Here is a 22,120-nt window from a genome sequence, read left to right on the forward strand (position 1 = left end):
TTAAAGAGCAATCTGCGAGGAACTTCGTGTTTCTCAGCAGCGCTGCGTTTTCAGCAGCAGAGAAGCGAGATTATGAACCGTGTTTCGCAGCTCGTCAACAACTTTTTTACAAACTTCGTTGCGACTGCGGGGTTCATCTGCCTTCCCCCTTCCGCGCCGCGTTTCCGTTAGCGCGAAAGAGGCGTGATTCTAAGCACCTCCCACGTTCCGCGCAAGGGGTTCGAAGCGGTTTTTTACATAGTCCCTGATTCGGGCACACTCGATGCCGCAGCGCGAGACCGCTTACTGTGCGCAGAACGGACTAGAATGTGAGGTTCTTCGCCTCTTTCTATATACGTCTTTAATATGCGCCAGCGAATCGCCAAACGCCTCCCCCCCGATGCCGACAAACTGGTCGGTCTGTCGCTTGCGCTCTTCGCGTCGGGCAGCCGCATCGAGGATCGCTTCTGGGAAGCGAAGCTCGACGCGCTGCTCGCCAAGATTGTCCGCAACGGCAACCAGACCACGCTCGACGCAGCGCTCGACCATCTTCAGCAAAATCATCCCGACGCCTATGGTGCGCTCGCTGACATGGCCGAGACGCACAGCGAGTCGATGGTGATCGAGCACGACGGCCAACCGTTCGACGCGCTGCTGGTCGCCGTCCCGGTTCTCGCATGGACGCGCTACATGATCCCGTCGGGTCCGCTGAAGACGGACACCGCCGAAGCCCTGCGCACGCACCTGCAGGCTCACGTCCTTGCGAACCGCACCCTCGTCGGCCTGGCACCGTTCCTTTACAGCATTGACCAGTTGCCGCGGCACCACGTCGAAACCTACCGGCTGGCCCAGCAGCTCGCGCATGCAGCGATCACCCAGCACGCGCCCAAACTCAGCTTCGGCGACCTGCCTGAAACCTCGCCGATCCTGGCCGACCCGCGCTTCCTGCTCGCCGTCGTCGCCGCGCCCGCCGGCGCGCCGCTGTTCCGGTGGCAAGAGGAAGAGCACGGCTCCCGGATCGAACGTGGCCAGTGCCTCGAGCAATGGACGGCCCAGGGCGGCCCGAACCTGTCGATCGCCCTGCCCGGCTGCGAATTCGAATGCCTGCTTCCGGACGCGTACTATTCCGCTTGCCGGGATGCGGACGAACGCGTGCGTCCGCACACGGTGCGAACCGCCATTCGTTATCTTTTCGACACACTTGGTGCAGCACCGCAAGAGCTGCGCGCGGTGGTCGCCGGCTTCGGCGAACGCCGGATCGACGAGTATCGCGTCGGCTTCACGCGGCGTGCCAGCAACGACGTAATCTACGGCGTCGTCTGGCCGCTCTACGGTCGTGAAAATGGGGACGTGGCGACCGATGACAGCGCGCTCGAAGGCGAAGCGCCGATCGAAGGACCGCTCGAGGAAATCGTGAGCCTGCTGAAGGAATGCGGCGTAACCGACGTCCGGCGGCACGCGGGCCGCTTCGAACCCGAATACTGCGACGACTGCGGCGTGCCGCTCTACGCAGATCCGCTCGGCGAAATCGTCCACGCGGAAATGCCGGAAGACGCGTCACCCGCCCAGCCGCACTTCCACTGAACCCGCCGCGTCTCCCGAACGGCCGGCTCGTCGAAAGCCGCTCCTGGTTGCCATCGGAGCGGCTTTTTTCTTGTCCTAAAAAAATTTCTGACTTTTCCTAAGCCTTTCAGCCAAGCAGACATCGTGTAAGGTCTTTGTCATGATCGAGCTCGAGACATGACACCAGCAGCTCGGTGCGACTTACAACCTTACGGAGGTCAGACTATGCGGTTCCTGATGCTCAATTCAGACGCCGAGCGGCGTGACGGACTGAAGGCTCTGTTGCGGCAGATCGACCGTCACGCCAGCATCAACGATGCGCCCGACAGTTTTCAGGCGCGCAGGCTGCTGCGCAACCAGCGTTTCGACCTCGTCGCGATCGACTGGCTCGACGTCGGCCGACTCAGCGAGCTTCAGGCGCTCTGCAGCGCGTGCTCGCCTTCGCCTGCCGCAGTCCTGATCGACGACGCCACGCCCGAAACCGTCCGCGGCCTCTTCAACTGCGGCGTCACCGGCGTGATCCCTCGCTCGACACGGCCGCACCTGATCGTCCGCGCATTCGAAATGGTGCTGCTCGGCGGCCACTACATCCCGCCGATCGCTCTCAACCTCCTGCCTTCGCTGCTCGTGACCCGTCACGAAGCGCACGTCCAGGAGCTCGCCGGGTCGATTCCCCGCCGTTCGGCCACCCGCGTGCTGTCGCCACGCCAAGCCCAGATCATGCGCTTCGTCCATATGGGCAGCACCAACAAGATGATCGCCCGTACGCTCGGCATCAGCGAAGGCACCGTCAAGATCCACCTCGCCAGCATCTTCCAGCAACTCGGTGCCGCCAACCGCGCCGCCGCGGTCGCGATCTACAACGGCTGGCTGTCGCCCCACCTCGAAGTCCTGTTGTCGAGCCGCGACGGCACGCGCCGGCCGGTGCTGGGCGAACGCGGGCCGGTGTCGCTGCGCGCCGTGCGCGACAAGCACGACAAACACAAGTACCCGTCGCCGGCTGCGAACGACGGCATGCAGAAGACGCTCCACGCCGCCGAACCGCCCGCCCGGTTCCGCCGCGATCGCTAGGGTTGACCGTATCGCGATCGCGACGGTCGACGTGCGAGCGAATTCCCATGTTTGATGTTCAACGAGTAATATGGACGCATGGGTTTTCTCTTCACACCGCTTCCGCTCTGGGTTGGCATCGGTGGCTGGATCGCCGCCGTGGCCCTGCTCGCGCTCGCGATCTGGAATCGTCCCTTCGTGCGCCTGCAGGACGCCACGCTCCAGCACGTGTGGCTTGCGCTCGTCACCGCCATTACGGTCCTCTGGGCCTCGAATGCGTGGCTCGAAGACGGCATCGTCATGCATCTGCTTGGCGCGACGCTGCTCGTCACACTGTTCGACTGGACACTCGCATTGATCGCGATGGGGGTCGTGACGGTAGTCGCCGCGATCATTTTCGACGCGCCCTGGCAGGGCATTGGCCTGACCTATCTGATCTACGGCGCATGGCCCGTCGCGGTATCGTCGTTGCTGCAGCGCGCCGCACTCGCATGGCTGCCGCACAATCTCGCGTCGTTCATCACCGGCCAGGGATTCCTGTCGCCGGCCATCGCGATCATCGCGGTCGCCGCTGCCGCGGCCGGAGTCCAGCTCGCGCTGGCGGACGGCACCGCCATCGTCATTCCGGCCGGCTATCTGCTGAACACCGCATTGCTCGCACTCGGCGAAGCGTGGTTCACCGGCATGGCGACGGCACTCATCGCCGTCTATCGCCCCGCATGGGTCACGACCTTCGACGTCCGGCGCTATCGCCTCGGCGGCCCGCGCGCGTAAGCGTGCGCCCGCGGCAACAATCTTGCGGGTTCTTGCGTCATCGCGCTGCTTCCCCGACGCGGGAGAGCACCACGTCTACAGTCACGCGACTTTTTTACGCTAAGATTGAACTCCGGTTCTTCATCGGGCATCTATACGTGCCCGATGTCTCATTCGCTCCTCACCAATAACCAGATGGACAGCTCTCCTGCGTCGCTCCGGATTTTCCGGGCGCTCGGCAAGCTGGCAGCCTGTATTGCGGGCCTGTCGCTTGCGCTTCCGACACCGGCATTCGCCGACCTGCTCGACCAGCGCTCCGAACTGATCAACAAATTCGTCAACGAAATGCATGCCGATCCGCTCGCCGCCGATTGTGCGGCGCACGGCAGCTTCATCGCGAGCACGTCGTCGGCGTTCGACCGCGTCGACTTCGCGCCGAACGCATTCGACAGCGGCAACGCGACGATCACGCCATGGAACGACTCGTTCGACCAGGGCAAGCAGCGCGTGAAGGTCGACAATATCGTCACTGTCGACGGACTCGGCATTCACAGCGACGGCAGCGCCCCGACGCCGCTGAAATTTCGATGCGGCTATGTCGGTCAGCAAATGCTCGCATTCAGCTGGAACGACCCGGTTCCACCGCTGAAGCCGCGTGCCGAACGGCCTGCGCCGTCGAAGAAGAGCGTCAAGGGCAAGTCGGCGAAGGGCAAGACCAAGGCGAAAGCGTCCGGACGCACCGCCAAGAAGGCTTCGGCAACGAAGCGATCCACGCCCCAGAAGAAGGCCGTGAAGAAGAAGTCAACGGCGAAGAAGTCCTGACACGACGGGACGACAACGGCAGACAAAAAAAGCCGGGACATCCAGTGATGCCCCGGCTTTTTCTTGCCCCGCCGAAAACGCGCTTACGCGAACGTGTCGACGTGCACCAGGATCGCCGCCAGCATCGCCGCGCCAAGCGCCGCGCTTCGCTCGCCGTTCCAGCCGACTCGCTCGTCCGGCAGGTTCGCGTTGTCCTTGAACGGCATCTCGAGCGTCAGCGACAGGCAGCCGAACTGGTGGCCGATGTACTTCGACGCGAGCTTGAGCGCGTCCTCCTTGTACTTGCTCGCCGCATAGCCGTGCTCGGTCTGGAAGTCGGGGCTCGCAACCTTGAACGCTTCGATGAATGCGGTCTGCTCCTTGCCCTGCTGCTCGGTAAAGCTCGGCAGCATTTCCGACCCGGCAACGAACACGTACGGCAGATCCTCGTCGCCGTGAATGTCGAAGAACATGTCGCAGCCGATCGCATGGATCGCATCGCGCACGGCCAGCACCTCGGGGCTGCGCTCGGCATCGGGCGCCATCCACTCGCGGTTCAGGTTCGCGCCCGCCGCATTGGTGCGCAGGTTGCCATGCACGCTGCCGTCGGGGTTCATGTTCGGGACGATGTGGAACGTCACGCGATCGTAGAGCTTGCGCGCGACCGGATCGCCGGCCCAGTCGCCCCATCCGGCCAGCCGCTTGACGAGACCTTCGACGAACCATTCGGCCATCGACTCGCCGGGATGCTGGCGCGCGATGATCCATACCTTCTTCTTCGGTACGCCGTCGGTCTCCGGCGTACCGAGCGTCAGCAACGACATCGGACGACCTTCAACCGTGCGACCGAGCTCGACGACGCTCGCCTGCGGCAACTGCTGGACCGCGCCGAGAAATGCCGCATGACGCTCTTCCGAGTACGGTTCGAAATACGCGTAGTAGATGCTGTCGAATTCCGGCGTATGGTCGATCGTCATCGTCTTGCCGTCGAACGTCGTCGGCACGCGGAACCAGTCGACCCGGTCATAGCTCGCCACGGCGCTGTAATTGCGCCAGCCCGACGGATACGCACATTCGGCGGCATTCTCGAACGTCATCACGCAGCGCTCGCCGCGCGCGCCCGTCAAGCGGTAGTAAAACCATTGCGCGAATTCCGAGCGGTTGTCACCGCGCACGCGCAATCGAATCGCATCGGGGCTGTCGCACGACACGACGTCGATTGCGCCCGCGTCGAAATTGCTGGTGATCGAAAGGGCCATCTGTCTCTCCTTGGGCGACCGGAACAGGCGGTGTAGCGCTTGCCCGGCCTCATTCAGGCGCCGGCCGTCTCGTGAACGGCCGGCAGGGGTCACTCGCCGACTCGCCGGCGATATACGTAAGTCGAATCGTTCGACGCAGCCTCATCGAACGCGTAGCCTTCAGTCGCGAATGCCTTCAGCGCCTTCGGGTCGGCAATCCGGTTCTCGACGATAAAACGCGCCATCAGGCCGCGCGCACGCTTCGCATGGAAGCTGATGATCTTGTAGCGGCCGCCCTTCCAGTCTTCGAACACCGGCGTGACGACGGGCGCGGCCAGCAGCTTCGGCTTGACCGACTTGAAGTATTCGGTCGATGCGCAGTTGACGAGCACGCGCGCCGCGCCGCTGCGCGTTTCGAGCTGCTCGTTCAGCGCCCGCGTGATGCGGTCGCCCCAGAACGCGTACAGATCCTTGCCGCGCGCGTTCGCGAAGCGCGTACCCATCTCGAGACGGTACGGCTGCAGCAGATCGAGCGGACGCAACAGCCCGTACAGCCCCGACAGCACGCGCACGTGCTGCTGCGCATAGTCGAGATCGGCGGACGACAGCGATTTGGCGTCGAATCCTTCATATACGTCGCCGTTGAATGCGAGCACGGCCTGCTTCGCGTTGGCCGGCGTAAAGGTCGGCGACCAGTCCGCATAACGCTGGAAATTCAGGCGCGCAAGCGGATCGGAGATATCCATCAGCGTCGCGATGTCCTGCGGCGAGAGCTTGCGCAGGCCGTCGATCAGCTCGGACGCGTCGTCGACGAATGCAGGCTTCGTGTAAGACTGGACGTGTGCGGGCGTATCGTAGTCGAGGGATTTGGCGGGAGAGAGAACGATTATCATAGAGGCTCGCTGGCACGCCGTGCCTTGCGGTCAGACGAAAACCACCGATTGTAACGAATGACCCGCTCTCCCGCCCCGCATGCCGCGCATCGCGTCGTGCTCGACTCGAATGTCTGGATCGACATCCTCGTATTCGACGACCCCGCTACGCGCCCGATCCGCGCCGCGCTCGAACGCGGTACGCTTGCCGCCGTGATCGACGGCCGCTGCCTGACCGAACTCGAGTATGTGCTCGACTATCCGCAGTTCCAGGCGCGCGCCGTCGACAAGGCGGCCGCGCTCGCGACCGTCGCCCGCCTGGCGAGCCTCGTCGAGCCGCCGGCCGTCGACGCCGACGCGCCGCCGCTGCCGAAGTGCAAGGACCGCGACGACCAGAAGTTTCTTGAACTCGCCCGCGCCGCCCAGGCCGAGTGGCTCGTGTCGAAAGACCGCGCGCTGCTGAAGCTCGCGAAGCGCACCGCGCGCGATTTCGGCTTCCGGATCGCGCAACCAGCCCCCTTTGCCGAGGCCTGCGCGCTCGACGCCACGCCGGCTTGACGCACGCAACACCACCCGATTTCGACCGTATCGATGAACGCTCCTTCAGACATGCCAACGACCCCCGTTTTCCCTTCGCGCCTGCCGAACGTCGGCACGACGATCTTCACGGTCATGAGCGCGCTTGCAGCAGAAAAAGGCGCCGTGAACCTCGGCCAGGGCTTTCCGGATTTCGACTGCGATCCGCGCATCGTCGATGCGGTTGCCGCCGCGATGCGCGACGGGCACAACCAGTATCCGCCGATGGCCGGTGTCGCGCCGCTGCGCGAGGCGATCGCGGACAAGATCGCGCAGGTCTACGGCCGGCGTTACGATCCGGCGACCGAAATCACCGTCACGGCCGGTGCGACGCAGGCACTGCTGACCGCGATCCTGTGCACGGTGCATCCGGGTGATGAAGTGATCGTCGTCGAACCGACCTACGACAGCTACCTGCCGTCGATCGAACTCGCGGGCGGCACACCTGTGTTCGTCACGCTGGAAGCACCCGACTACGCGATTCCGTTCGATCGTCTGGCGGCCGCAATCACGCCGAAAACGCGCATGATCCTGATCAACACGCCGCATAACCCGACGGGTACCGTGTGGCGCGAGACGGACATGCGCAAGCTCGAAGCGATCGTGCGAGGCACCAACGTGCTGATCCTGTCCGACGAGGTCTACGAGCACATGGTCTATGACGGTGCGCGCCATGAGAGCGTCGCCCGCTATCCTGAACTCGCCGCGCGCAGCTTCATCGTGTCGAGCTTCGGCAAGACCTATCATGTGACGGGCTGGAAGGTCGGTTATGTCGCAGCCCCGGCCGCGCTGACCGCGGAATTCCGCAAGGTCCACCAGTTCAACGTGTTCACGGTGAACACGCCGATGCAGGTCGGGCTCGCCGACTACCTGCGCGACCCGGCACCGTACCTGACGCTTGCCGACTTCTACCAGAAGAAGCGCGACTTCTTCCGGGCCGGCCTCGAGCGCACGCGCTTCAAGCTGCTGCCCTGCACGGGCACGTACTTCCAGTGCGTCGATTATTCGGCGATCAGCGACCTGCCGGAAGCGGAATTCTCGAAGTGGCTCACGTCGGAGATCGGCGTGGCCGCCATTCCGGTGTCGGCGTTCTATCACGAGCCGCACGAATCGGGCGTCGTACGCTTTTGCTTCGCGAAGCAGGAAAGCACGCTCGCGTCCGCGCTCGAACGGCTCGCGAAGCTGTAAGCAAGCCCGCGCCGCCCGAACCTGCGCGGCGCAGGACAGCGTCAAGCGAACGCGACGCTCACGGAAGCTTGCCGTTCGCCGCCGCGAGATACGCCTTGCGATCTTCGGCGACGCGCTGCGCGGCCGGACGCTCGCCGACGATCTTCGCATGCGCTTTCCAGTCGATGCCCGCGTCGAGCAGGAAATCGCGTCCGAAAATGGCCTTCGTCGCCATCCCGATGACCGGCAGATGAACCCATGCGGCGATGTCGGCGAGGCCGAACGACTCGCCGAGCACATACGGCGAAAATTGCGTCATCTGTTTGAACGCATCGATCGCGCGCGGCAGACGCCTTTCGACGTGCGCCTTCATCCCGTCGCTGACCTTGCCGCCGAAAAACGCTTCCGTATAGACCTCGCGCGCCACCCATTCGAGATACAGCTCGAGCGTCTCGACCAGTTCGCGCACCTTCGCCGCCTCAAACGGGTCGGACGGGAAAATCGGCTTGTCCGGATAACGCGCCGCCAGGTATTCGATGATCACCTGCGACTCGAACAATGCGCCTTCTTCGGTCTTCAGGAACGGAATCTTGCCGAGCGGCGAATCGGCGAGCCGGGCCGGATCGCTGATCGGCAAACCGCACACCGACTCCTCGAACGGAATGTCGTGCTCGAGCAGGACGAACTTCACCTTGTTGTAATAGTTGGACAACGGAATACCGCACAGCTGTAGCATCGGAGTCTCCTTCCCCGCGGGGATGTGGCCGGGCCGATGCCCGGCGTATCGGGATTCGGCGCGCTGAAAAGCACGTTCGTGCTAGTCTAAAGCAAGTATTACGTCCGTCACGACAACATTACATCCGCTACGGCATCGGCCGCATCAGCGCGCGCGGCGCCGCAGCCCCGCCATCCGATGGAGACACGCTCGCATGAGTGCTGAACTGCTGGCCTCGCGTCCGCCCGAGAGCGACTCGACGCTCGTCCTCACGCTATCCAATCCCGGCGCACGCAATGCGCTGCATCCCGACATGTACGCGGCCGGCATCGAGGCGCTCGCCACCGCCGAGCGCGATCCCGGGATTCGCGCTGTCGTGCTCACCGGCGCCGATCGCTTCTTCTGCGCGGGCGGCAACCTGAACCGGCTGCTCGACAACCGCTCGAAGGATCCGTCCTACCAGGCCGACAGCATCGATCAGCTCGCCGCATGGGTGACGGCGATCCACGCTTCGACGAAGCCGGTGATCGCGGCGGTCGAAGGCGCCGCGGCCGGCGCGGGCTTCTCGCTCGCGCTCGCGTGCGACCTGATCGTCGCTGCGCACGATGCCAAGTTCCTGATGTCATACGCGCGTGTCGGCCTGACACCCGACGGGGGCGGGTCGTGGTTCATCGCCCGCGCATTGCCGCGCGCGATCGCGGCCGAGATCCTGTTCGAAGGCAAACCCGTCGCAGCCGAACGTCTGCACACGCTCGGTGTCGTCAACCGGCTCGCCGTGCCGGGCACGGCGTTGACCGACGCGCTGGCATGGGCCGATACACTCGCCGGCATCTCGCCGAACGCGCTCACGCGCATCAAGTCGCTGCTCGACGACGCAACGACGCAACCGCTCGACGCGCATCTCGGCACCGAACGCGATCATTTCGTCGCGTCGCTGCATCATGCGGACGGGCTCGAGGGCATCACCGCCTTTCTCGAGAAGCGCCCGCCCCGCTACAAGCGCTGATCACGAAATTTTCGCTCGCACGCTGCGTCGAACGGCGCGCGGCGGCCGCCGGCAGCCTGCGTCGATCCATGCTCTAATGACCGCCTGTCGCGGCGCTGCCAGCGCCGTTCTCGCGCACGCAACGAAGGAGTTCACGATGATCGACGTCTATAGCTGGGCGACCCCGAACGGCCACAAGGTGCACATCATGCTCGAGGAAACGGGCCTCGCGTATCGTGTCCATCCGGTCGATATCGGCGCAGGCGACCAGTTCAAGCCGGAATTCCTGAAGATCAGCCCGAACAACAAGATCCCCGCGATCGTCGATCCGGACGGCCCCGGCGGCAAGCCGATCTCGCTGTTCGAATCGGGCGCGATCCTGATCTACCTCGCGGAGAAAACCGGCAAGTTCCTGCCGACCGATCCGGCCGCACGCTACGCAACGCTCGAATGGCTGATGTTCCAGATGGGCGGTGTCGGGCCGATGCTCGGGCAGGCGCACCACTTCCGCCTGTATGCGCCGGAGAAGATCGAGTATGCGGTCAACCGCTACACGAACGAGGCGAAGCGCCTGTACAACGTGATGGACAAGCGTCTCGGCGAATCCGAATATCTCGCGGGCGACACGTACACGATCGCGGACATCGCGACGTTCCCGTGGACACGCTCATGGCAGAACCAGGGCATCGTGCTCGACGAATTGCCGAACGTGAAGCGCTGGTACGACACGATCGCCGCACGACCGGCCGTCGAGCGCGGTGTCGAAGTGCTTGCGTCGATGCGCAAGGCGCTGCAGGACGACAAGGCACGCGAGGTGCTGTTCGGCGCAACGCAATACGCGAAGCACTGAACGTTACGGGCATCGCGCATGGGGCCGCACATCGCGCGACGCCCGATGCGCGAGCCCGCCGGCACTTCAGAAATAGTGCCGCGTGACGAACTCGGCCGCACACGCGAGCAGCGGCGTCTCGGCACCTTCGACCTGCATCGACACGGCCCACGTCGCCTGGACGCCGCCCTTCTCCACGTCGGTGGCGTTCTTTACGGCAAACAGCGCGCGCACACGCGCGCCGACCGGCACCGGCTTCAGGAACCGCACGCGGTTCAGCCCGTAGTTCACGCCCATCTTCTGCTCGAAACGCATCGCGTCGGCCATCAATGCCGGAATCAGCGACAGCGTCAGGAACCCATGGGCGATCGGCCCGCCGAACGGCGACTCGCGCCGCGCGCGCTCGGGATCGACGTGAATCCATTGATGATCGCCGGTCGCGTCGGCAAACCCGTCGACGCGATGCTGGTCGATCGCGATCCAGCCGCTCGCGAGCGGCTCGGCGCCGACGCGTGCCTGCAGCGCCTGCGCCGACGCGATCAGCGGCAAGGCCGCCGCCGTCACGCGCTCGCTCCGGCCGGATGGCGCAGCCCGAAGATCACCTTGGTATGCACGGTGATCACCGTCTCGCCTGCGGCGTTCACGCCGACCCATTCCGTCGACACGATGCCGCGGTCGGGCTTGCTCTCCGACACGCGCTTGTCGTGGACCTTCTGGTACATCGTGATCGTATCGCCCGCACGCACCGGCTTGAGCCAGCGGATCGAGTCGATGCCCGGCGAGCCCATGCTGGTCGAACCCGGCAGCACGTTGCGCACCAGCATGCCCATGAACACCGAACACGTATGCCAGCCGCTCGCGACAAGCCCGCCGAACGGCGAGGCTTCCGCCGCCGCCTCGTCCATGTGAAACGGCTGCGGGTCGTAGCGTTGCGCGAACGCCTTGATGTCGTCGGGTTCGAACGTGTAACGGCCCACTTCGGTGGTGCTGCCGACCACCAGATCTTCGTAACTGATGCCCACTCTAGTCTCTCCTTGGTTTGCGCGCGCACGCGCCGTATTTGCCGCTATGCCGCGTCGGCCTGCGCGAAATCGGGCAGTGCCGCGATGCGCGCAAGATGATGATCGGTGTCGCCGAGCGTCGTCTCGATGATCGTCAACCGCTTGAACAGGTGCGCAGCGGCAACCTCGTTGGTCACGCCCATGCCGCCGTGCAGTTGAACGGCCTGCTGGCCGACGAAACGCGCGGCGGCGCCGACGCGCGCTTTCGCGGCCGACACGGCCTTGCGCCGCGCGTCGGCATCGCCGCTCGCGTAGCGTACGGCTGCCAGGTAGGTCAGCGAACGTGCCTGTTCGGCATGGATCAGCATGTCGACCATCCGGTGCTGCAGTGCCTGGAAACGCGCGATCGGCATGCCGAACTGTTCGCGCGTCTTCGTGTATTCGACCGTGGCGCGGTTCAGTTCGTCGAGCGCACCGACCGCCTCCGCGCACAGCAGGAACGTCGCGTAATCGGCGATCCGCTCGAGCGACGCCGCATCGCGTTCGCCCCCCGCGAGCCGGCGCGCGGGCGTATCGTGCAGCCGGATCGTCGCGGCACGCTGGCCGTCGATCGTCCGGTAGTCGACGACGTCCGCGCCCGCCGCGCCGCGCTCGACGGCAAAGAGGCCCACCGCGCCGTCGTCGAGCCGCGCGGGCACGATCCACACGTCCGCTTGCGCGCCGTGCTGCACGATCGACTTGACGCCGGTCAGGCGCTGCGCGCCGTCCGGTCCGCTCGCGCGCGTGTCGAGCGCGAACAGGTCGTAGCGCGCATGCGGCTCGTGGAATGCGACCGCCACACGTTTGCGCCCCTGCGCGACCGCCTCCAGCAGCGCGGCATCCTCGCCGGCGCCGGAGCCGGCGATGCGCAAGGCCTCGACGCCCACCGCCGTTGCCCAGTAGGGCTCGATCACGAGCGCGCGGCCGAGTTCCTGCATCACGACCAGCATGTCGACCGGGCCGCCGCCGAAGCCGCCCTGTGCGTCCGGCACGGGCAGCGCGGTCAACCCCAGTTCCGTGAATGCCTGCCATTGCGCGTCAGATACGCCCGCGTCGCTGCGCACGATGGCCTGGCGCGCTTCGAAGCCGTATTGCTCGCCGAGATAACGGCGCAGCGCATCGGCGAACTGCTGCTGCTCATCGGTAAAGCTGAAATCCATATGCCGCTCCTCACAGTCCGAGAATCATCTGCGCGATGATGTTCTTCTGGATCTCGTTCGAACCGCCGTAGATCGACGTCTTCCGGTAGTTGAAGTAGTACGCGGCCAGCGGCGCCGCGTCGTCATCGCCGGCGATGCTGTGCTCGCGCCGGCCGTCGAGGAACGGAACGTCGAACGGTGCGGCGAGCGGGCCGATCGCGTCGACCATCAGCTCGGTCAGCGCCTGCTGCACTTCCGTGCCCTTGATCTTCAGCATGGACGCCTCGGGGCCCGGCCCCTTCCCGCTCGTCTCGCGGCTGACGACGCGCAGCACCGTCACCTCGAGCGCCATCAGCTCGACCTCGAGCGCCGCGACCTTTGCGGCGAATACGGGATCGGCAAGCAACGGCTTGCCGTTCTTGCGCTGGTTCGACGCCACGCGCTTCAGGAACGCGAGTTCGCGCTTCGACGCGCCGACGCGCGCGATGCCGGTGCGCTCATGGCCAAGCAGGTATTTCGCGTAGGTCCAGCCACGATTCTCGTCACCAACGAGATTCTCGACCGGCACCTTCACGTCCTCGAAGAACACTTCGTTGACCTCGTGGTCCTCGTCGAGCATGACGATCGGGCGCACCGTGATGCCGGGCGTCTTCATGTCGATCAGCAGGAACGAGATGCCCTCCTGTTTCTTCGCGGCCGGATCGGTGCGCACGAGGCAGAACATCATGTCGGCGTACTGGCCGAGCGTCGTCCAGGTCTTCTGGCCGTTGACGACGTAGTGATCGCCTTGGCGCTCGGCGCGCGTGCGCAACGACGCGAGGTCGGATCCCGAACCCGGCTCCGAATAGCCCTGGCACCACCAGTCCGAGCCGTCGAGAATGCGCGGCAGATAATGACGTTTTTGCGCTTCGCTGCCGTATTTCATCAACACCGGCGCGACCATCGATACGCCGAACGGCAGCACGGTCGGTGCACCGATCCGCGCGCACTCCTCATCCCAGATGTGCCGTTGCGTCGCGTTCCAGCCCGGGCCGCCATATTCAACCGGCCACGCGGGCGCGGACCAGCCGCGCTGGCCGAGAATCCGGTGCCAGCTCGCGAAATCCTCGCGGTCGAGTCGTTTGTGATCGAGTACTTTGGCGCGCAGTGCGTGAGGCAGGTTGGCCTCGAGCCAGGCGCGGACGTCGACGCGGAACGCGTCGTCGGCGGGGGAATAATCCAGATCCATGCGCAGTGTCTCCTGACCGCGGCCATCCAGCCCGGCAAGGACTCACTGCATACGTCATTGCAGCGGTTCTTTCAGCGCGGCGGGAATCGGCAGCGGCATCACGTCGATGCCTTCTTCGGCCAAGGATTGCGCATCCTCCGGCGTCGTGACGCCACGAATGCTGCGTGCCGGCGCCTCGTTGTAATGGATGCGCCGCGCTTCCTCGGCGAAGCGCTCGCCCACATTCTCGGTTTTCTCCAGCACCTCGCGCAGTGCTCGCATCACCTGCGCCTGCATTGCGCGCGGATCGGCCGGCTGAGCCTGCGTCGCACCCGACAGATTCAGGCGCGGCGCCGACGGCAGACGGTTGACCTCGGTCGTTCCGCACACCGGGCATTCGACCAGCTTGCGGGACAACTGCGCTTCGAATTCATCGGCGGAAGCGAACCAGCCTTCGAACCGATGACCGTGCGGGCACTGCAAATCGAGGACCTTCATGCTGAATCAGGGCGTGTGGCGAGTGTAGCGCAAAAAGCGGTTTTGTGAACGATCGTGCTAAACCGACGCCCGCTGCTGCGGGCGCCCGATGTCATTGAATTGTAGCGCGGCGCCTGTCGCGCCGCTGACGCTGCCTTCAGGGCGTCAGGACCGGCCCGAGCGGCCACGTACCGGACAGCACCTTGTCGAGCCACATCGTACCGATGATTGTCTTCACGTCGGAAATCTGGCCGGTGCGCACCCATTCCTGCAGATCGGCCGGCGTCGCGGTGAAGGTCTCGAGGAATTCGCCTTCATCGAGCTTGCGCTCGCCGGCCGTCAGCCCGCGCGCCAGGTACAGGTCGATGAATTCGGTCGAGTAAGAAATGATCGGATGAATGCGGGCCAGGAACACGTACTCGCGTGCGGTGTAACCCGTTTCCTCGCGCAGCTCGCGCACCGCGCAGGCGAGCGCGCCTTCGTTCGGGTCGAGCTTGCCGGCCGGGAATTCGGCCATCACCTTGCCGATCGGGTAGCGAAACTGGCTTTCCATCAGCACGCGGCCGTCGTCGAACAACGGGATCACCATCACCGCGCCCGGATGCTGGACGTATTCGCGCGTGGCTTTCTTGCCGTCCGGCAGGCGGACGATATCGCGCTTGAGCTTGAGGAACGCGCCGTCGAAGATCGCCTCGCTTTCGAGGCAGGTTTCGGTCAGTGCGGCGTCGTGATTGGGTAGTTCGGCCATCGGCGGCTCCGGGAATGAGCGCGACGGCCGAAGCCGTCAGCGTCGTTTGACGAGATACTGGAACGTGAAGCCGGGAAACGCGAACACGACGAAAAGACTGAACGTGATCGCGTAGAACTGCCAGCCCTGTTCGAAGCGGTTGCCGGCGCGCGACTCGAGCCAGAAGCCGAGCGCGCCAACGATGAAGTACAGCACGATCAGCTCGCCGATCCGCACCCACCCGCTCTTCTTCGTCGCGCCGAACGGCACGACGGCGAAGAGGCGTTGGTTCAGGAACGGCAGGTTGGCGCAGACGAACGCCAACAGCACGATAAACCAGCCGGCTGCCGACATTACAGCGGCAGCGTGTGGCGAATTGCCTGCAGGCAGGCCGTCAGCAGCGGGCTCGGGATCAGGCCGAGCACGACGACCGCCAGGCCGTTCAGCACGAGGATCGTACGCTTGCAGAAATCGCCCGTGATCGGCGTTGCATCCTGCGGTGCATCGAAGTACATCAGCTTGACGATGCGCAGGTAGTAGAACGCGCCGAACAGCGACGTGATCACGGCCAGCACGGCCAGCCACGTGAGGCCCGCGTTGACGGTCGCCTCGAGCACCGCGAGCTTCGCGTAGAAGCCGACGGTCGGCGGGATACCTGCCAGCGAGAACATCATGACCATCATCACGAACGCGAACACCGGGCTGCGCTTGTTGAGGCCCTTGAAGTCGTCGATCGTTTCGGCTTCGAAATCGCGGCGTGCGAGCAGCATCACCACGCCGAACGAGCCGAGCGTCGTGATCAGGTAGACGATCGCGTAGAACATCGCCGAGCTGTATGCATTCGCCGGCGCTGCCGCGTCGCCCTTCACGATGCCTGCGAGCAGGCCGAGCAGCACGAAGCCCATGTTCGAGATCGCCGAGTACGCGAGCATCCGCTTGATGTTGCGCTGGACGATACCGGTGATGTTGCCGACGATCAGCGACAGCGCGGCGAGGATCACGAGCGCGGTCTGCCAGTTCTGCGCGAGCGGCAGCAGGCCCATCACCAGGAAACGCAGGCCCCACGCGAACGCAGCAACCTTCGGGCCGCCGCCGACGAACAGCGTCATCGCGGTCGGTGCGCCCTGGTAGACGTCCGGCACCCACATGTGGAACGGCACGGCGCCGAGCTTGAATGCGATACCGGCGACGATGAATACCACGCCGAACATCAGCACGGCTGCGTCGGTGTTGCCGCCGACCGCCTTGTACACCTCGCCCAGCTCGAGCGAGCCGGTCGCGCCGTACAGCATCGAGATGCCGTACAGCACGAAGCCCGACGCGAGCGCGCCCAGCACGTAGTACTTCATCGCGGCTTCGCTCGACTGCGCGGCGTCGCGGCGCAGTGCGATGACTGCGTACAGCGACAGCGACATCAGTTCGAGACCGAGGTACAGCGTCAGGAAGTTGTTGCCCGACACCATGACCAGCTGGCCGAGCAGCGAGAACATGCCGAGCAGGAACACGTCGCCGCGGAACATGTCGCGATCCTCGAGGTACTTGCGCGAATAGACGAGCGAGACCGCGAAACCGAACGACACGACGGCCTTCATCGTGCTCGCGAACGAGTCGACGACGACCATCTTCGAGAAGAAGTAGTACTGCTGCGGGTCGAGTGCCTGCACCGCGAACCACACGCCGGCGACGACCGACGATACGACCGCGATCAGGTAAGTCAGGCGGCGGCCGGAAGCACCGGTAAAGGTGTCGTTCAGCCATGCGACGACGATGGCGGCCATCACCAGCGCGTCAGGCAACAGGACATTCATAGGAGCGTTCATGATCTTGATTTCCTCCGCTCGCGATTACTGCGCCAGCGGCAGCTTGGACTGCGCGACATGGGAGAGGAGGTTTTCCACGGAAACGTGCATCACGTCGGTGAAAGGCTTCGGATACAGGCCCATCAGCAGCGTGAACGCGGCGAGCACGGCCAGCATCAGGAATTCGCGACGGCCGATGTCCTTCAGCTTGGCAACGTGATCGTTCGCCACCGCGCCGAAGTACACGCGCTTGTACATCCACAGCGTGTAGGCAGCGCCGAGGATCAGCGTGAACGCCGCGCCGAATGCGATCCAGAAGTTGTACTGGACGGCCGCGAGAATCACCATGAACTCGCCGACGAAACCCGACGTGCCCGGCAGGCCGCAGTTGGCCATCGAGAACAGCATCGCGAAGGCCGCGAACTTCGGCATCACGTTGACGACACCGCCGTAATCGGCGATCTGGCGCGAGTGCACGCGGTCGTACAGCACGCCGATGCAGAGGAACATCGCGCCCGACACGAAGCCGTGCGAGATCATCTGGACGATCGCGCCTTCGACGCCGAGCTGGTTGAAGATGAAGAAGCCGAGCGTGACGAAGCCCATGTGCGCGATCGACGAATACGCGACCAGCTTCTTCATGTCGGCCTGCACCATCGCGACGAGGCCGATGTAGATCACCGCGATCAGCGACAGCGTGATCACGACGGGGGCCAGGAAGTGGCTCGCGTCAGGCGTGATCGGCAGCGAGAAGCGCAGGAAACCGTACGCGCCGAGCTTCAGCATGATCGCGGCCAGCACGACCGAGCCGCCCGTCGGCGCTTCCACGTGCGCGTCCGGCAGCCACGTGTGCACCGGCCACATCGGCACCTTCACCGCGAACGCGAGGAAGAACGCGATGAACAGCAGGATCTGGGGCGTCATCGCGATCTTGGCGTTCTGCCACGTCGCGAGGTCGAACGAATGCGTTTCCGTGTACAGGTAGATCAGCGCGACCAGCATCAGCAGCGAGCCGGCCAGCGTGTACAGGAAGAACTTGAATGCCGCATACACGCGGTTCGGGCCGCCCCACACGCCGATGATGATGTACATCGGGATCAGGGTCGCTTCGAAGAACACGTAGAACAGCAGGCCGTCGGCCGCCGAGAAGACGCCGATCATGATCCCGGACAGGATCAGGAACGCCGCGAGGTACTGCGCGACGTTCTCGGTGATCACTTCCCATGCGGCGATCACGACGATCACCGTGATCAGCGCGGTCAGCACGACGAACCACATCGAGATGCCGTCGACGCCGAGGTGATACGCGATGTCGAAGCGCTCGATCCAGGTCGACTTCTCGACGAACTGCAGCGCAGCCGTGCTCGAATCGAAGCCCGTGATCAGCGGGATCGTGACCGCAAGGCCGAGCAGCGAACCGATCAGTGCGATCCAGCGGGCCGTCCCCGGATTTTTGTCATTACCCACCGCAAGCACGAGGAGGCCGAAAACGATCGGCAGCCAGATCGCGGTACTGAGAATCGGAAAAGCGTGCATTAAAGTTGTCCCCCGCCTTATTTGCCGCCGAGCGTTACAAACAGGGTCAGGAGCCCCAGCATGCCGATGATCATGGCGAACGCGTAGTGATAGATGTAACCGGATTGGAGGAAGCGGATCACGCTGGCGAACCAGCCGATGAACCGGGCGCTGCCGTTGACGAGGCCGTCGATCACGACGACGTCACCTTCCTTCCACAGGCCGCGGCCGATCGCCACCGAACCACGGGCGAACACCACTTCGTTGATCTTGTCCATGTAGTACTTGTTGTCCAGCAGCGTGTAGATCGGGCCGAACGCGCGGCGGATCGACGCCGGCAGATCCGGACGCTTCAGGTACAGGAACCAGGCGACAACGACACCGGCGAGCGCGAGCCAGACCGGCAGACCCGACACCGAGTGCAGGCCCATGCCGACCCAGCCGTGGAACTCTTCGGCCATCTCGGCCAGCGCCGGGTGGTTTTCGCCGATGAAGATGACCTTGTCGAATGCGACGCCGTGCTGGAAGAAATCACCGAACAGCATCGGGCCGACCGCGATCGCGCCGATGATCACCGACGGAATCGCCAGCAGGACCAGCGGCACCCACACGACCCACGGGGTCTCGTGCGGCTCGTGCGCGTGGTCATCATGACCATGGCCATGACCGTGGTCGTCGTGGCCGTGCGCGGCCGCCATGCCCATCGGCGATTCCGGATGCTTCGGCTTGCGGAAGCGCTCTTCGCCGTGGAACACCAGGAAATACATGCGGAACGAGTACAGCGCCGTGACGAACACGCTCGCGACCACCGCGAAGTACGCGAAGCCCGAACCCGGCAGGTGCGACAGCTTCACCGCGTCGATGATCGAGTCCTTCGAGTAGAAGCCCGAGAAGAACGGCGTACCGATCAGCGCGAGCGAACCGATGAGCGACGTGATCCACGTGATCGGCATGTACTTGCGCAGGCCGCCCATGTTGCGGATGTCCTGATCGTGGTGCATGCCCATGATGACCGAGCCGGCGCCGAGGAACAGCAGCGCCTTGAAGAACGCGTGCGTCATCAGGTGGAACAGCGCGACCGGGTACGCGGACACGCCGAGCGCGACCGTCATGTAGCCGAGCTGCGACAGCGTCGAATACGCGACCACCCGCTTGATGTCGTTCTGGATGATGCCGAGGAAGCCCATGAACAGCGCCGTGATCGCGCCGATCACCGTGACGAACGACAGCGCGGTGTCCGACAGCTCGAACAGCGGCGACATGCGCGACACCATGAAGATGCCGGCCGTCACCATCGTCGCCGCGTGAATCAGCGCCGAGATCGGGGTCGGGCCTTCCATCGAGTCCGGCAGCCACACGTGCAGCGGGAACTGTGCCGACTTACCCATCGCGCCGATGAACAGGCAGATACAGGCCACGGTCAGCAGGCCCCAGTCGGTGCCCGGGAAGTGCAGGCTCGCGAGTTCAGCGCGCTTCGCGAACACTTCGCCGTAGTTCATCGAGCCGGCGAATGCGAGCAGCAGGCCGATGCCGAGCAGGAAGCCGAAGTCGCCCACGCGGTTCACGAGGAACGCCTTCATGTTCGCGTAGATCGCGCTCTCACGCGTGAAGTAGAAGCCGATCAGCAGGTACGACACCAGACCCACCGCTTCCCAGCCGAAGAACAGCTGCAGGAAGTTGTTGCTCATCACGAGCATCAGCATCGAGAACGTGAACAGCGAGATGTACGAGAAGAAGCGCTGGTAGCCGTCTTCTTCCGCCATGTAGCCGATCGTGTACACGTGCACCATCAGCGAGACGAAGGTCACGACGACCATCATCATCGCGGTCAGCGAATCGACGAGGAAGCCGACTTCGAGCTTCAGCGAGCCGACGTTCATCCATTCGTAGACGGTCGCGTTGAAGCTCGCGCCGCCCATCACGTCGAAGAAGACTTTCGCCGACAGGAGGAACGCGATCATTACGCCGAAGATCGTGATCCGGTGTGCGCCCTTGCGCCCGACTGCGTTCCCGAACAGCCCCGCAATCAGCGAGCCGGCCAGCGGAGCGAGCGGAATCGCCAGCAGCAGGTTTTCATTGAGTGTCGTTGACATAACAGCGTTGCCTGAAATTAACCTTTGAGCTGATCGAGATCCTCGACATTGATCGTGTCGAGCTTACGGAACAGGGTCACCAGAATCGCGAGGCCGATCGCGGCTTCCGCTGCGGCGACGGTCAGCACGAAGAACACGAAGATCTGGCCGTGCACATCGCCGAGGTAATGCGAGAACGCGACGAAGTTGGTATTCACCGCCAGCAGCATCAGTTCGATCGACATCAGGATGATGATGACGTTGCGGCGGTTCAGGAAGATCCCGACGATCGCGATCGCAAAGAGGATCGCGCCGAGCACGAGGTAATGAGCAAGAGTCAGCATGGGTTTTCCTTTCCTCCGCTTAGCCGTTGGTGCCCGAACCGGCTTCGCTCTGCGCCGTTTCCGGCTGCGGCTTGTCCGCTTCCATCTTCACGAGGCGCACACGGTCGTTGCGGCGCACCTTGACCTGATCCGACACGCGCTGGCGCTTGCTGTCCTTGCCCTTGCGCTCGGTCAGCCCGATCGCGGCAATGATCGCGACCAGCAGCACGAGGCCGGCGATTTCAAACGCGAAGATGTAGTCGGTGTAGATCACCTTGCCGATCAGTCGCGTGTTCGACCAGTTGGCCATCTCGCCCGTCGCCATCGCGTGCACCGTCTGCGTGTCGCCGTAGCCGCGCCACAGGATCAGCGCGGTTTCGATCACGATGATCGCGCCGACCACGGTCGCCATCGGAACGAAGCGCTTGAAGTCGCGGCGCAGGTAGTCGATGTTGATGTCCAGCATCATCACGACGAACAGGAACAGCACCATCACGGCGCCCACGTAGACCAGCACCAGCAGGATCGCGAGGAACTCCGCTTCCAGCAGCATCCAGATCGCGGCGGCGTTGAAGAACGCCAGCACAAGGAAAAGCGCAGACGCCACCGGGTTGCGCGAAGTGATCACCTTCAGCCCTGATACCACCAGGAGCAGCGCGAAGATGTAGAACAGTACGGTCGTGAATTCCATGATTACCGGTTCATCGTTAGGCCATAGTCAGGCGCGGCTTGCGGAACGCTCTCGCGAGCCGCACCCGTCGCGGCGGCTCGGCCCGTTGCCGGGCCGGCACTGCAAACACAATCAACGATACGGCGCGTCGGCAGCCTTCGCCGCGGCGATGTCCTTCTCGTAGCGATCGCCCACCGCGAGCAGCATTTCCTTCGTGAAATACAGGTCGCCGCGCTTTTCGCCGTGGTACTCGAGAATCTGCGTCTCGACGATCGAATCGACCGGGCAGCTCTCTTCGCAGAAACCGCAGAAGATGCACTTCGTCAGGTCGATGTCGTAGCGCGTCGTGCGGCGCGTGTTGTCCGCGCGCGTTTCCGATTCGATCGTGATCGCCATCGCGGGGCACACGGCCTCGCAGAGCTTGCACGCGATGCAGCGCTCTTCGCCGTTTTCATAGCGGCGCAGCGCATGCAGCCCGCGGAAGCGCGGCGAAATCGGGGTCTTCTCTTCCGGGAACTGCACGGTGAACTTGCGCTTGAACGTGTAACGACCGGTCAGCGCGAGCCCCTTCAGCAGCTCGGTCAGGAAGAAAGTCTTAAAGAAGTGTTGGATAGCCGTCATGA

At 64.1% G+C, this 22,120-nt stretch carries 24 protein-coding genes; 8 read left to right on the forward strand and 16 right to left on the reverse strand.

All coding sequences use genetic code 11. The features are described 5' to 3' along the window. The first annotated feature begins 345 nt into the window (after nucleotides 1-345). The 4 genes from WT26_RS15560 (at nucleotide 346) to WT26_RS15575 (ending at nucleotide 4,167) form a co-directional block, all read left to right on the forward strand. The gene (locus WT26_RS15560) at nucleotides 346-1,563 is read left to right on the forward strand and encodes a DUF2863 family protein (protein ID WP_069273214.1); all 1,218 of its coding nucleotides are present in this window, start codon (nucleotides 346-348) and stop codon (nucleotides 1,561-1,563) included. A 204-nt stretch (nucleotides 1,564-1,767) separates the two neighbouring features. Beyond that, on the forward strand, nucleotides 1,768-2,613 hold the full coding sequence (locus WT26_RS15565; protein ID WP_069273215.1) for a response regulator transcription factor: 846 nt from the start codon (nucleotides 1,768-1,770) through the stop codon (nucleotides 2,611-2,613). Between the two features lie 78 nt (nucleotides 2,614-2,691). After that, nucleotides 2,692-3,366, forward strand: coding sequence for an energy-coupling factor ABC transporter permease (locus WT26_RS15570; RefSeq protein WP_069273216.1), 675 nt, complete (start codon nucleotides 2,692-2,694; stop codon nucleotides 3,364-3,366). A 144-nt stretch (nucleotides 3,367-3,510) separates the two neighbouring features. Continuing rightward, the gene (locus WT26_RS15575; RefSeq protein ID WP_069273217.1) at nucleotides 3,511-4,167 is read left to right on the forward strand and encodes a BspC domain-containing protein; all 657 of its coding nucleotides are present in this window, start codon (nucleotides 3,511-3,513) and stop codon (nucleotides 4,165-4,167) included. A gap of 83 nt (nucleotides 4,168-4,250) precedes the next feature. Here WT26_RS15575 and WT26_RS15580 read toward each other — a convergent pair whose 3' ends face one another. After that, a complete protein-coding gene (locus WT26_RS15580) occupies nucleotides 4,251-5,405 on the reverse strand; it encodes a M14 family metallopeptidase (RefSeq protein ID WP_059531224.1) in 1,155 nt (384 codons plus the stop codon). An 89-nt stretch (nucleotides 5,406-5,494) separates the two neighbouring features. Beyond that, on the reverse strand, nucleotides 5,495-6,277 hold the full coding sequence (yaaA, locus tag WT26_RS15585; protein ID WP_069273218.1) for a peroxide stress protein YaaA: 783 nt from the start codon (nucleotides 6,275-6,277) through the stop codon (nucleotides 5,495-5,497). Nucleotides 6,278-6,334: 57 nt separating this feature from the next. Here yaaA and WT26_RS15590 point away from each other — a divergent pair, with 57 nt between their 5' ends. Continuing rightward, nucleotides 6,335-6,814: a putative toxin-antitoxin system toxin component, PIN family gene (locus tag WT26_RS15590; protein WP_059531218.1), complete on the forward strand. Its 480-nt coding sequence runs from the start codon at nucleotides 6,335-6,337 to the stop codon at nucleotides 6,812-6,814. A gap of 33 nt (nucleotides 6,815-6,847) precedes the next feature. Next, complete coding sequence (locus WT26_RS15595) at nucleotides 6,848-8,020, forward strand: pyridoxal phosphate-dependent aminotransferase (protein ID WP_069273219.1); 1,173 nt, start codon at nucleotides 6,848-6,850, stop codon at nucleotides 8,018-8,020. Between the two features lie 58 nt (nucleotides 8,021-8,078). Here the strand turns inward: WT26_RS15595 and WT26_RS15600 are convergent, their stop codons facing one another. Then, nucleotides 8,079-8,735 (reverse strand): glutathione S-transferase, encoded by a 657-nt coding sequence (locus tag WT26_RS15600; protein WP_069273220.1) that lies wholly within the window; start codon nucleotides 8,733-8,735, stop codon nucleotides 8,079-8,081. 193 nt (nucleotides 8,736-8,928) lie between these two features. Between WT26_RS15600 and WT26_RS15605 the strand changes: the two genes are divergently transcribed. Further along, nucleotides 8,929-9,720: an oxepin-CoA hydrolase, alternative type gene (locus WT26_RS15605; protein ID WP_059666948.1), complete on the forward strand. Its 792-nt coding sequence runs from the start codon at nucleotides 8,929-8,931 to the stop codon at nucleotides 9,718-9,720. A gap of 136 nt (nucleotides 9,721-9,856) precedes the next feature. Next, nucleotides 9,857-10,549, forward strand: coding sequence for a glutathione binding-like protein (locus WT26_RS15610; RefSeq protein WP_059666952.1), 693 nt, complete (start codon nucleotides 9,857-9,859; stop codon nucleotides 10,547-10,549). A gap of 66 nt (nucleotides 10,550-10,615) precedes the next feature. On the opposite strand, the gene WT26_RS15615 is transcribed toward WT26_RS15610, so the two are convergent. The 13 genes from WT26_RS15615 to nuoI form a co-directional block, all read right to left on the reverse strand. Beyond that, the gene (locus WT26_RS15615) at nucleotides 10,616-11,092 is read right to left on the reverse strand and encodes a MaoC family dehydratase (RefSeq protein ID WP_069273221.1); all 477 of its coding nucleotides are present in this window, start codon (nucleotides 11,090-11,092) and stop codon (nucleotides 10,616-10,618) included. Then, nucleotides 11,089-11,550: a MaoC family dehydratase gene (locus WT26_RS15620; RefSeq protein WP_069273222.1), complete on the reverse strand. Its 462-nt coding sequence runs from the start codon at nucleotides 11,548-11,550 to the stop codon at nucleotides 11,089-11,091. The genes WT26_RS15615 and WT26_RS15620 overlap by 4 nt, the downstream gene beginning before the upstream one ends. Before the next feature lie 44 nt (nucleotides 11,551-11,594). Next, a complete protein-coding gene (locus tag WT26_RS15625; RefSeq protein WP_069273223.1) occupies nucleotides 11,595-12,728 on the reverse strand; it encodes an acyl-CoA dehydrogenase family protein in 1,134 nt (377 codons plus the stop codon). Between the two features lie 10 nt (nucleotides 12,729-12,738). Beyond that, the gene (locus WT26_RS15630; protein WP_059688504.1) at nucleotides 12,739-13,935 is read right to left on the reverse strand and encodes an acyl-CoA dehydrogenase family protein; all 1,197 of its coding nucleotides are present in this window, start codon (nucleotides 13,933-13,935) and stop codon (nucleotides 12,739-12,741) included. 54 nt (nucleotides 13,936-13,989) lie between these two features. Continuing rightward, on the reverse strand, nucleotides 13,990-14,412 hold the full coding sequence (locus tag WT26_RS15635) for a DUF1178 family protein (RefSeq protein ID WP_048020504.1): 423 nt from the start codon (nucleotides 14,410-14,412) through the stop codon (nucleotides 13,990-13,992). Between the two features lie 136 nt (nucleotides 14,413-14,548). Further along, nucleotides 14,549-15,139 (reverse strand): NUDIX domain-containing protein, encoded by a 591-nt coding sequence (locus WT26_RS15640; RefSeq protein WP_059531193.1) that lies wholly within the window; start codon nucleotides 15,137-15,139, stop codon nucleotides 14,549-14,551. A gap of 36 nt (nucleotides 15,140-15,175) precedes the next feature. Beyond that, nucleotides 15,176-15,472, reverse strand: coding sequence for a DUF2818 family protein (locus WT26_RS15645; protein WP_059666944.1), 297 nt, complete (start codon nucleotides 15,470-15,472; stop codon nucleotides 15,176-15,178). Further along, complete coding sequence (gene nuoN / locus WT26_RS15650) at nucleotides 15,472-16,926, reverse strand: NADH-quinone oxidoreductase subunit NuoN (RefSeq protein WP_196485585.1); 1,455 nt, start codon at nucleotides 16,924-16,926, stop codon at nucleotides 15,472-15,474. Before nuoN ends, WT26_RS15645 begins: the two co-directional genes overlap by 1 nt. A 36-nt stretch (nucleotides 16,927-16,962) precedes the next feature. Next, nucleotides 16,963-18,453: an NADH-quinone oxidoreductase subunit M gene (locus WT26_RS15655; RefSeq protein WP_048020502.1), complete on the reverse strand. Its 1,491-nt coding sequence runs from the start codon at nucleotides 18,451-18,453 to the stop codon at nucleotides 16,963-16,965. Between the two features lie 17 nt (nucleotides 18,454-18,470). After that, nucleotides 18,471-20,525, reverse strand: coding sequence for an NADH-quinone oxidoreductase subunit L (gene nuoL, locus WT26_RS15660; protein ID WP_069273224.1), 2,055 nt, complete (start codon nucleotides 20,523-20,525; stop codon nucleotides 18,471-18,473). A gap of 17 nt (nucleotides 20,526-20,542) precedes the next feature. Further along, nucleotides 20,543-20,848: an NADH-quinone oxidoreductase subunit NuoK gene (nuoK, locus tag WT26_RS15665; protein ID WP_006478272.1), complete on the reverse strand. Its 306-nt coding sequence runs from the start codon at nucleotides 20,846-20,848 to the stop codon at nucleotides 20,543-20,545. 19 nt (nucleotides 20,849-20,867) lie between these two features. Continuing rightward, on the reverse strand, nucleotides 20,868-21,518 hold the full coding sequence (locus WT26_RS15670; protein ID WP_021162815.1) for an NADH-quinone oxidoreductase subunit J: 651 nt from the start codon (nucleotides 21,516-21,518) through the stop codon (nucleotides 20,868-20,870). A 111-nt stretch (nucleotides 21,519-21,629) separates the two neighbouring features. Beyond that, nucleotides 21,630-22,118, reverse strand: a complete 489-nt coding sequence (gene nuoI, locus WT26_RS15675) for an NADH-quinone oxidoreductase subunit NuoI (protein ID WP_009691265.1) — start codon at nucleotides 22,116-22,118, stop codon at nucleotides 21,630-21,632. Between the last annotated feature and the right edge of the window lie 2 nt (nucleotides 22,119-22,120).

The organism is Burkholderia cepacia (genome assembly GCF_001718835.1).
Taxonomy (GTDB): domain Bacteria; phylum Pseudomonadota; class Gammaproteobacteria; order Burkholderiales; family Burkholderiaceae; genus Burkholderia; species Burkholderia cepacia_F.

Excerpts from the sequence above, each read along its gene's own strand:
- WT26_RS15575 (WP_069273217.1), top strand. The coding sequence starts at position 3,511 with ATGTCTCATTCGCTCCTCACCAATAACCAGATGGACAGCTCTCCTGCG.
- WT26_RS15670 (WP_021162815.1), bottom strand. The coding sequence starts at position 21,518 with ATGGAATTCACGACCGTACTGTTCTACATCTTCGCGCTGCTCCTGGTG.
- yaaA (WP_069273218.1), bottom strand. The coding sequence starts at position 6,277 with ATGATAATCGTTCTCTCTCCCGCCAAATCCCTCGACTACGATACGCCC.
- WT26_RS15625 (WP_069273223.1), bottom strand. The coding sequence starts at position 12,728 with ATGGATTTCAGCTTTACCGATGAGCAGCAGCAGTTCGCCGATGCGCTG.
- WT26_RS15570 (WP_069273216.1), top strand. The coding sequence starts at position 2,692 with ATGGGTTTTCTCTTCACACCGCTTCCGCTCTGGGTTGGCATCGGTGGC.
- WT26_RS15645 (WP_059666944.1), bottom strand. The coding sequence starts at position 15,472 with ATGTCGGCAGCCGGCTGGTTTATCGTGCTGTTGGCGTTCGTCTGCGCC.
- WT26_RS15595 (WP_069273219.1), top strand. The coding sequence starts at position 6,848 with ATGAACGCTCCTTCAGACATGCCAACGACCCCCGTTTTCCCTTCGCGC.
- WT26_RS15560 (WP_069273214.1), top strand. The coding sequence starts at position 346 with ATGCGCCAGCGAATCGCCAAACGCCTCCCCCCCGATGCCGACAAACTG.
- WT26_RS15605 (WP_059666948.1), top strand. The coding sequence starts at position 8,929 with ATGAGTGCTGAACTGCTGGCCTCGCGTCCGCCCGAGAGCGACTCGACG.
- WT26_RS15600 (WP_069273220.1), bottom strand. The coding sequence starts at position 8,735 with ATGCTACAGCTGTGCGGTATTCCGTTGTCCAACTATTACAACAAGGTG.
- WT26_RS15655 (WP_048020502.1), bottom strand. The coding sequence starts at position 18,453 with ATGCACGCTTTTCCGATTCTCAGTACCGCGATCTGGCTGCCGATCGTT.
- WT26_RS15565 (WP_069273215.1), top strand. The coding sequence starts at position 1,768 with ATGCGGTTCCTGATGCTCAATTCAGACGCCGAGCGGCGTGACGGACTG.
- WT26_RS15580 (WP_059531224.1), bottom strand. The coding sequence starts at position 5,405 with ATGGCCCTTTCGATCACCAGCAATTTCGACGCGGGCGCAATCGACGTC.
- WT26_RS15630 (WP_059688504.1), bottom strand. The coding sequence starts at position 13,935 with ATGGATCTGGATTATTCCCCCGCCGACGACGCGTTCCGCGTCGACGTC.
- WT26_RS15590 (WP_059531218.1), top strand. The coding sequence starts at position 6,335 with ATGACCCGCTCTCCCGCCCCGCATGCCGCGCATCGCGTCGTGCTCGAC.
- nuoN (WP_196485585.1), bottom strand. The coding sequence starts at position 16,926 with ATGAATGTCCTGTTGCCTGACGCGCTGGTGATGGCCGCCATCGTCGTC.
- WT26_RS15610 (WP_059666952.1), top strand. The coding sequence starts at position 9,857 with ATGATCGACGTCTATAGCTGGGCGACCCCGAACGGCCACAAGGTGCAC.
- nuoL (WP_069273224.1), bottom strand. The coding sequence starts at position 20,525 with ATGTCAACGACACTCAATGAAAACCTGCTGCTGGCGATTCCGCTCGCT.
- WT26_RS15635 (WP_048020504.1), bottom strand. The coding sequence starts at position 14,412 with ATGAAGGTCCTCGATTTGCAGTGCCCGCACGGTCATCGGTTCGAAGGC.
- WT26_RS15640 (WP_059531193.1), bottom strand. The coding sequence starts at position 15,139 with ATGGCCGAACTACCCAATCACGACGCCGCACTGACCGAAACCTGCCTC.
- nuoK (WP_006478272.1), bottom strand. The coding sequence starts at position 20,848 with ATGCTGACTCTTGCTCATTACCTCGTGCTCGGCGCGATCCTCTTTGCG.
- nuoI (WP_009691265.1), bottom strand. The coding sequence starts at position 22,118 with ATGACGGCTATCCAACACTTCTTTAAGACTTTCTTCCTGACCGAGCTG.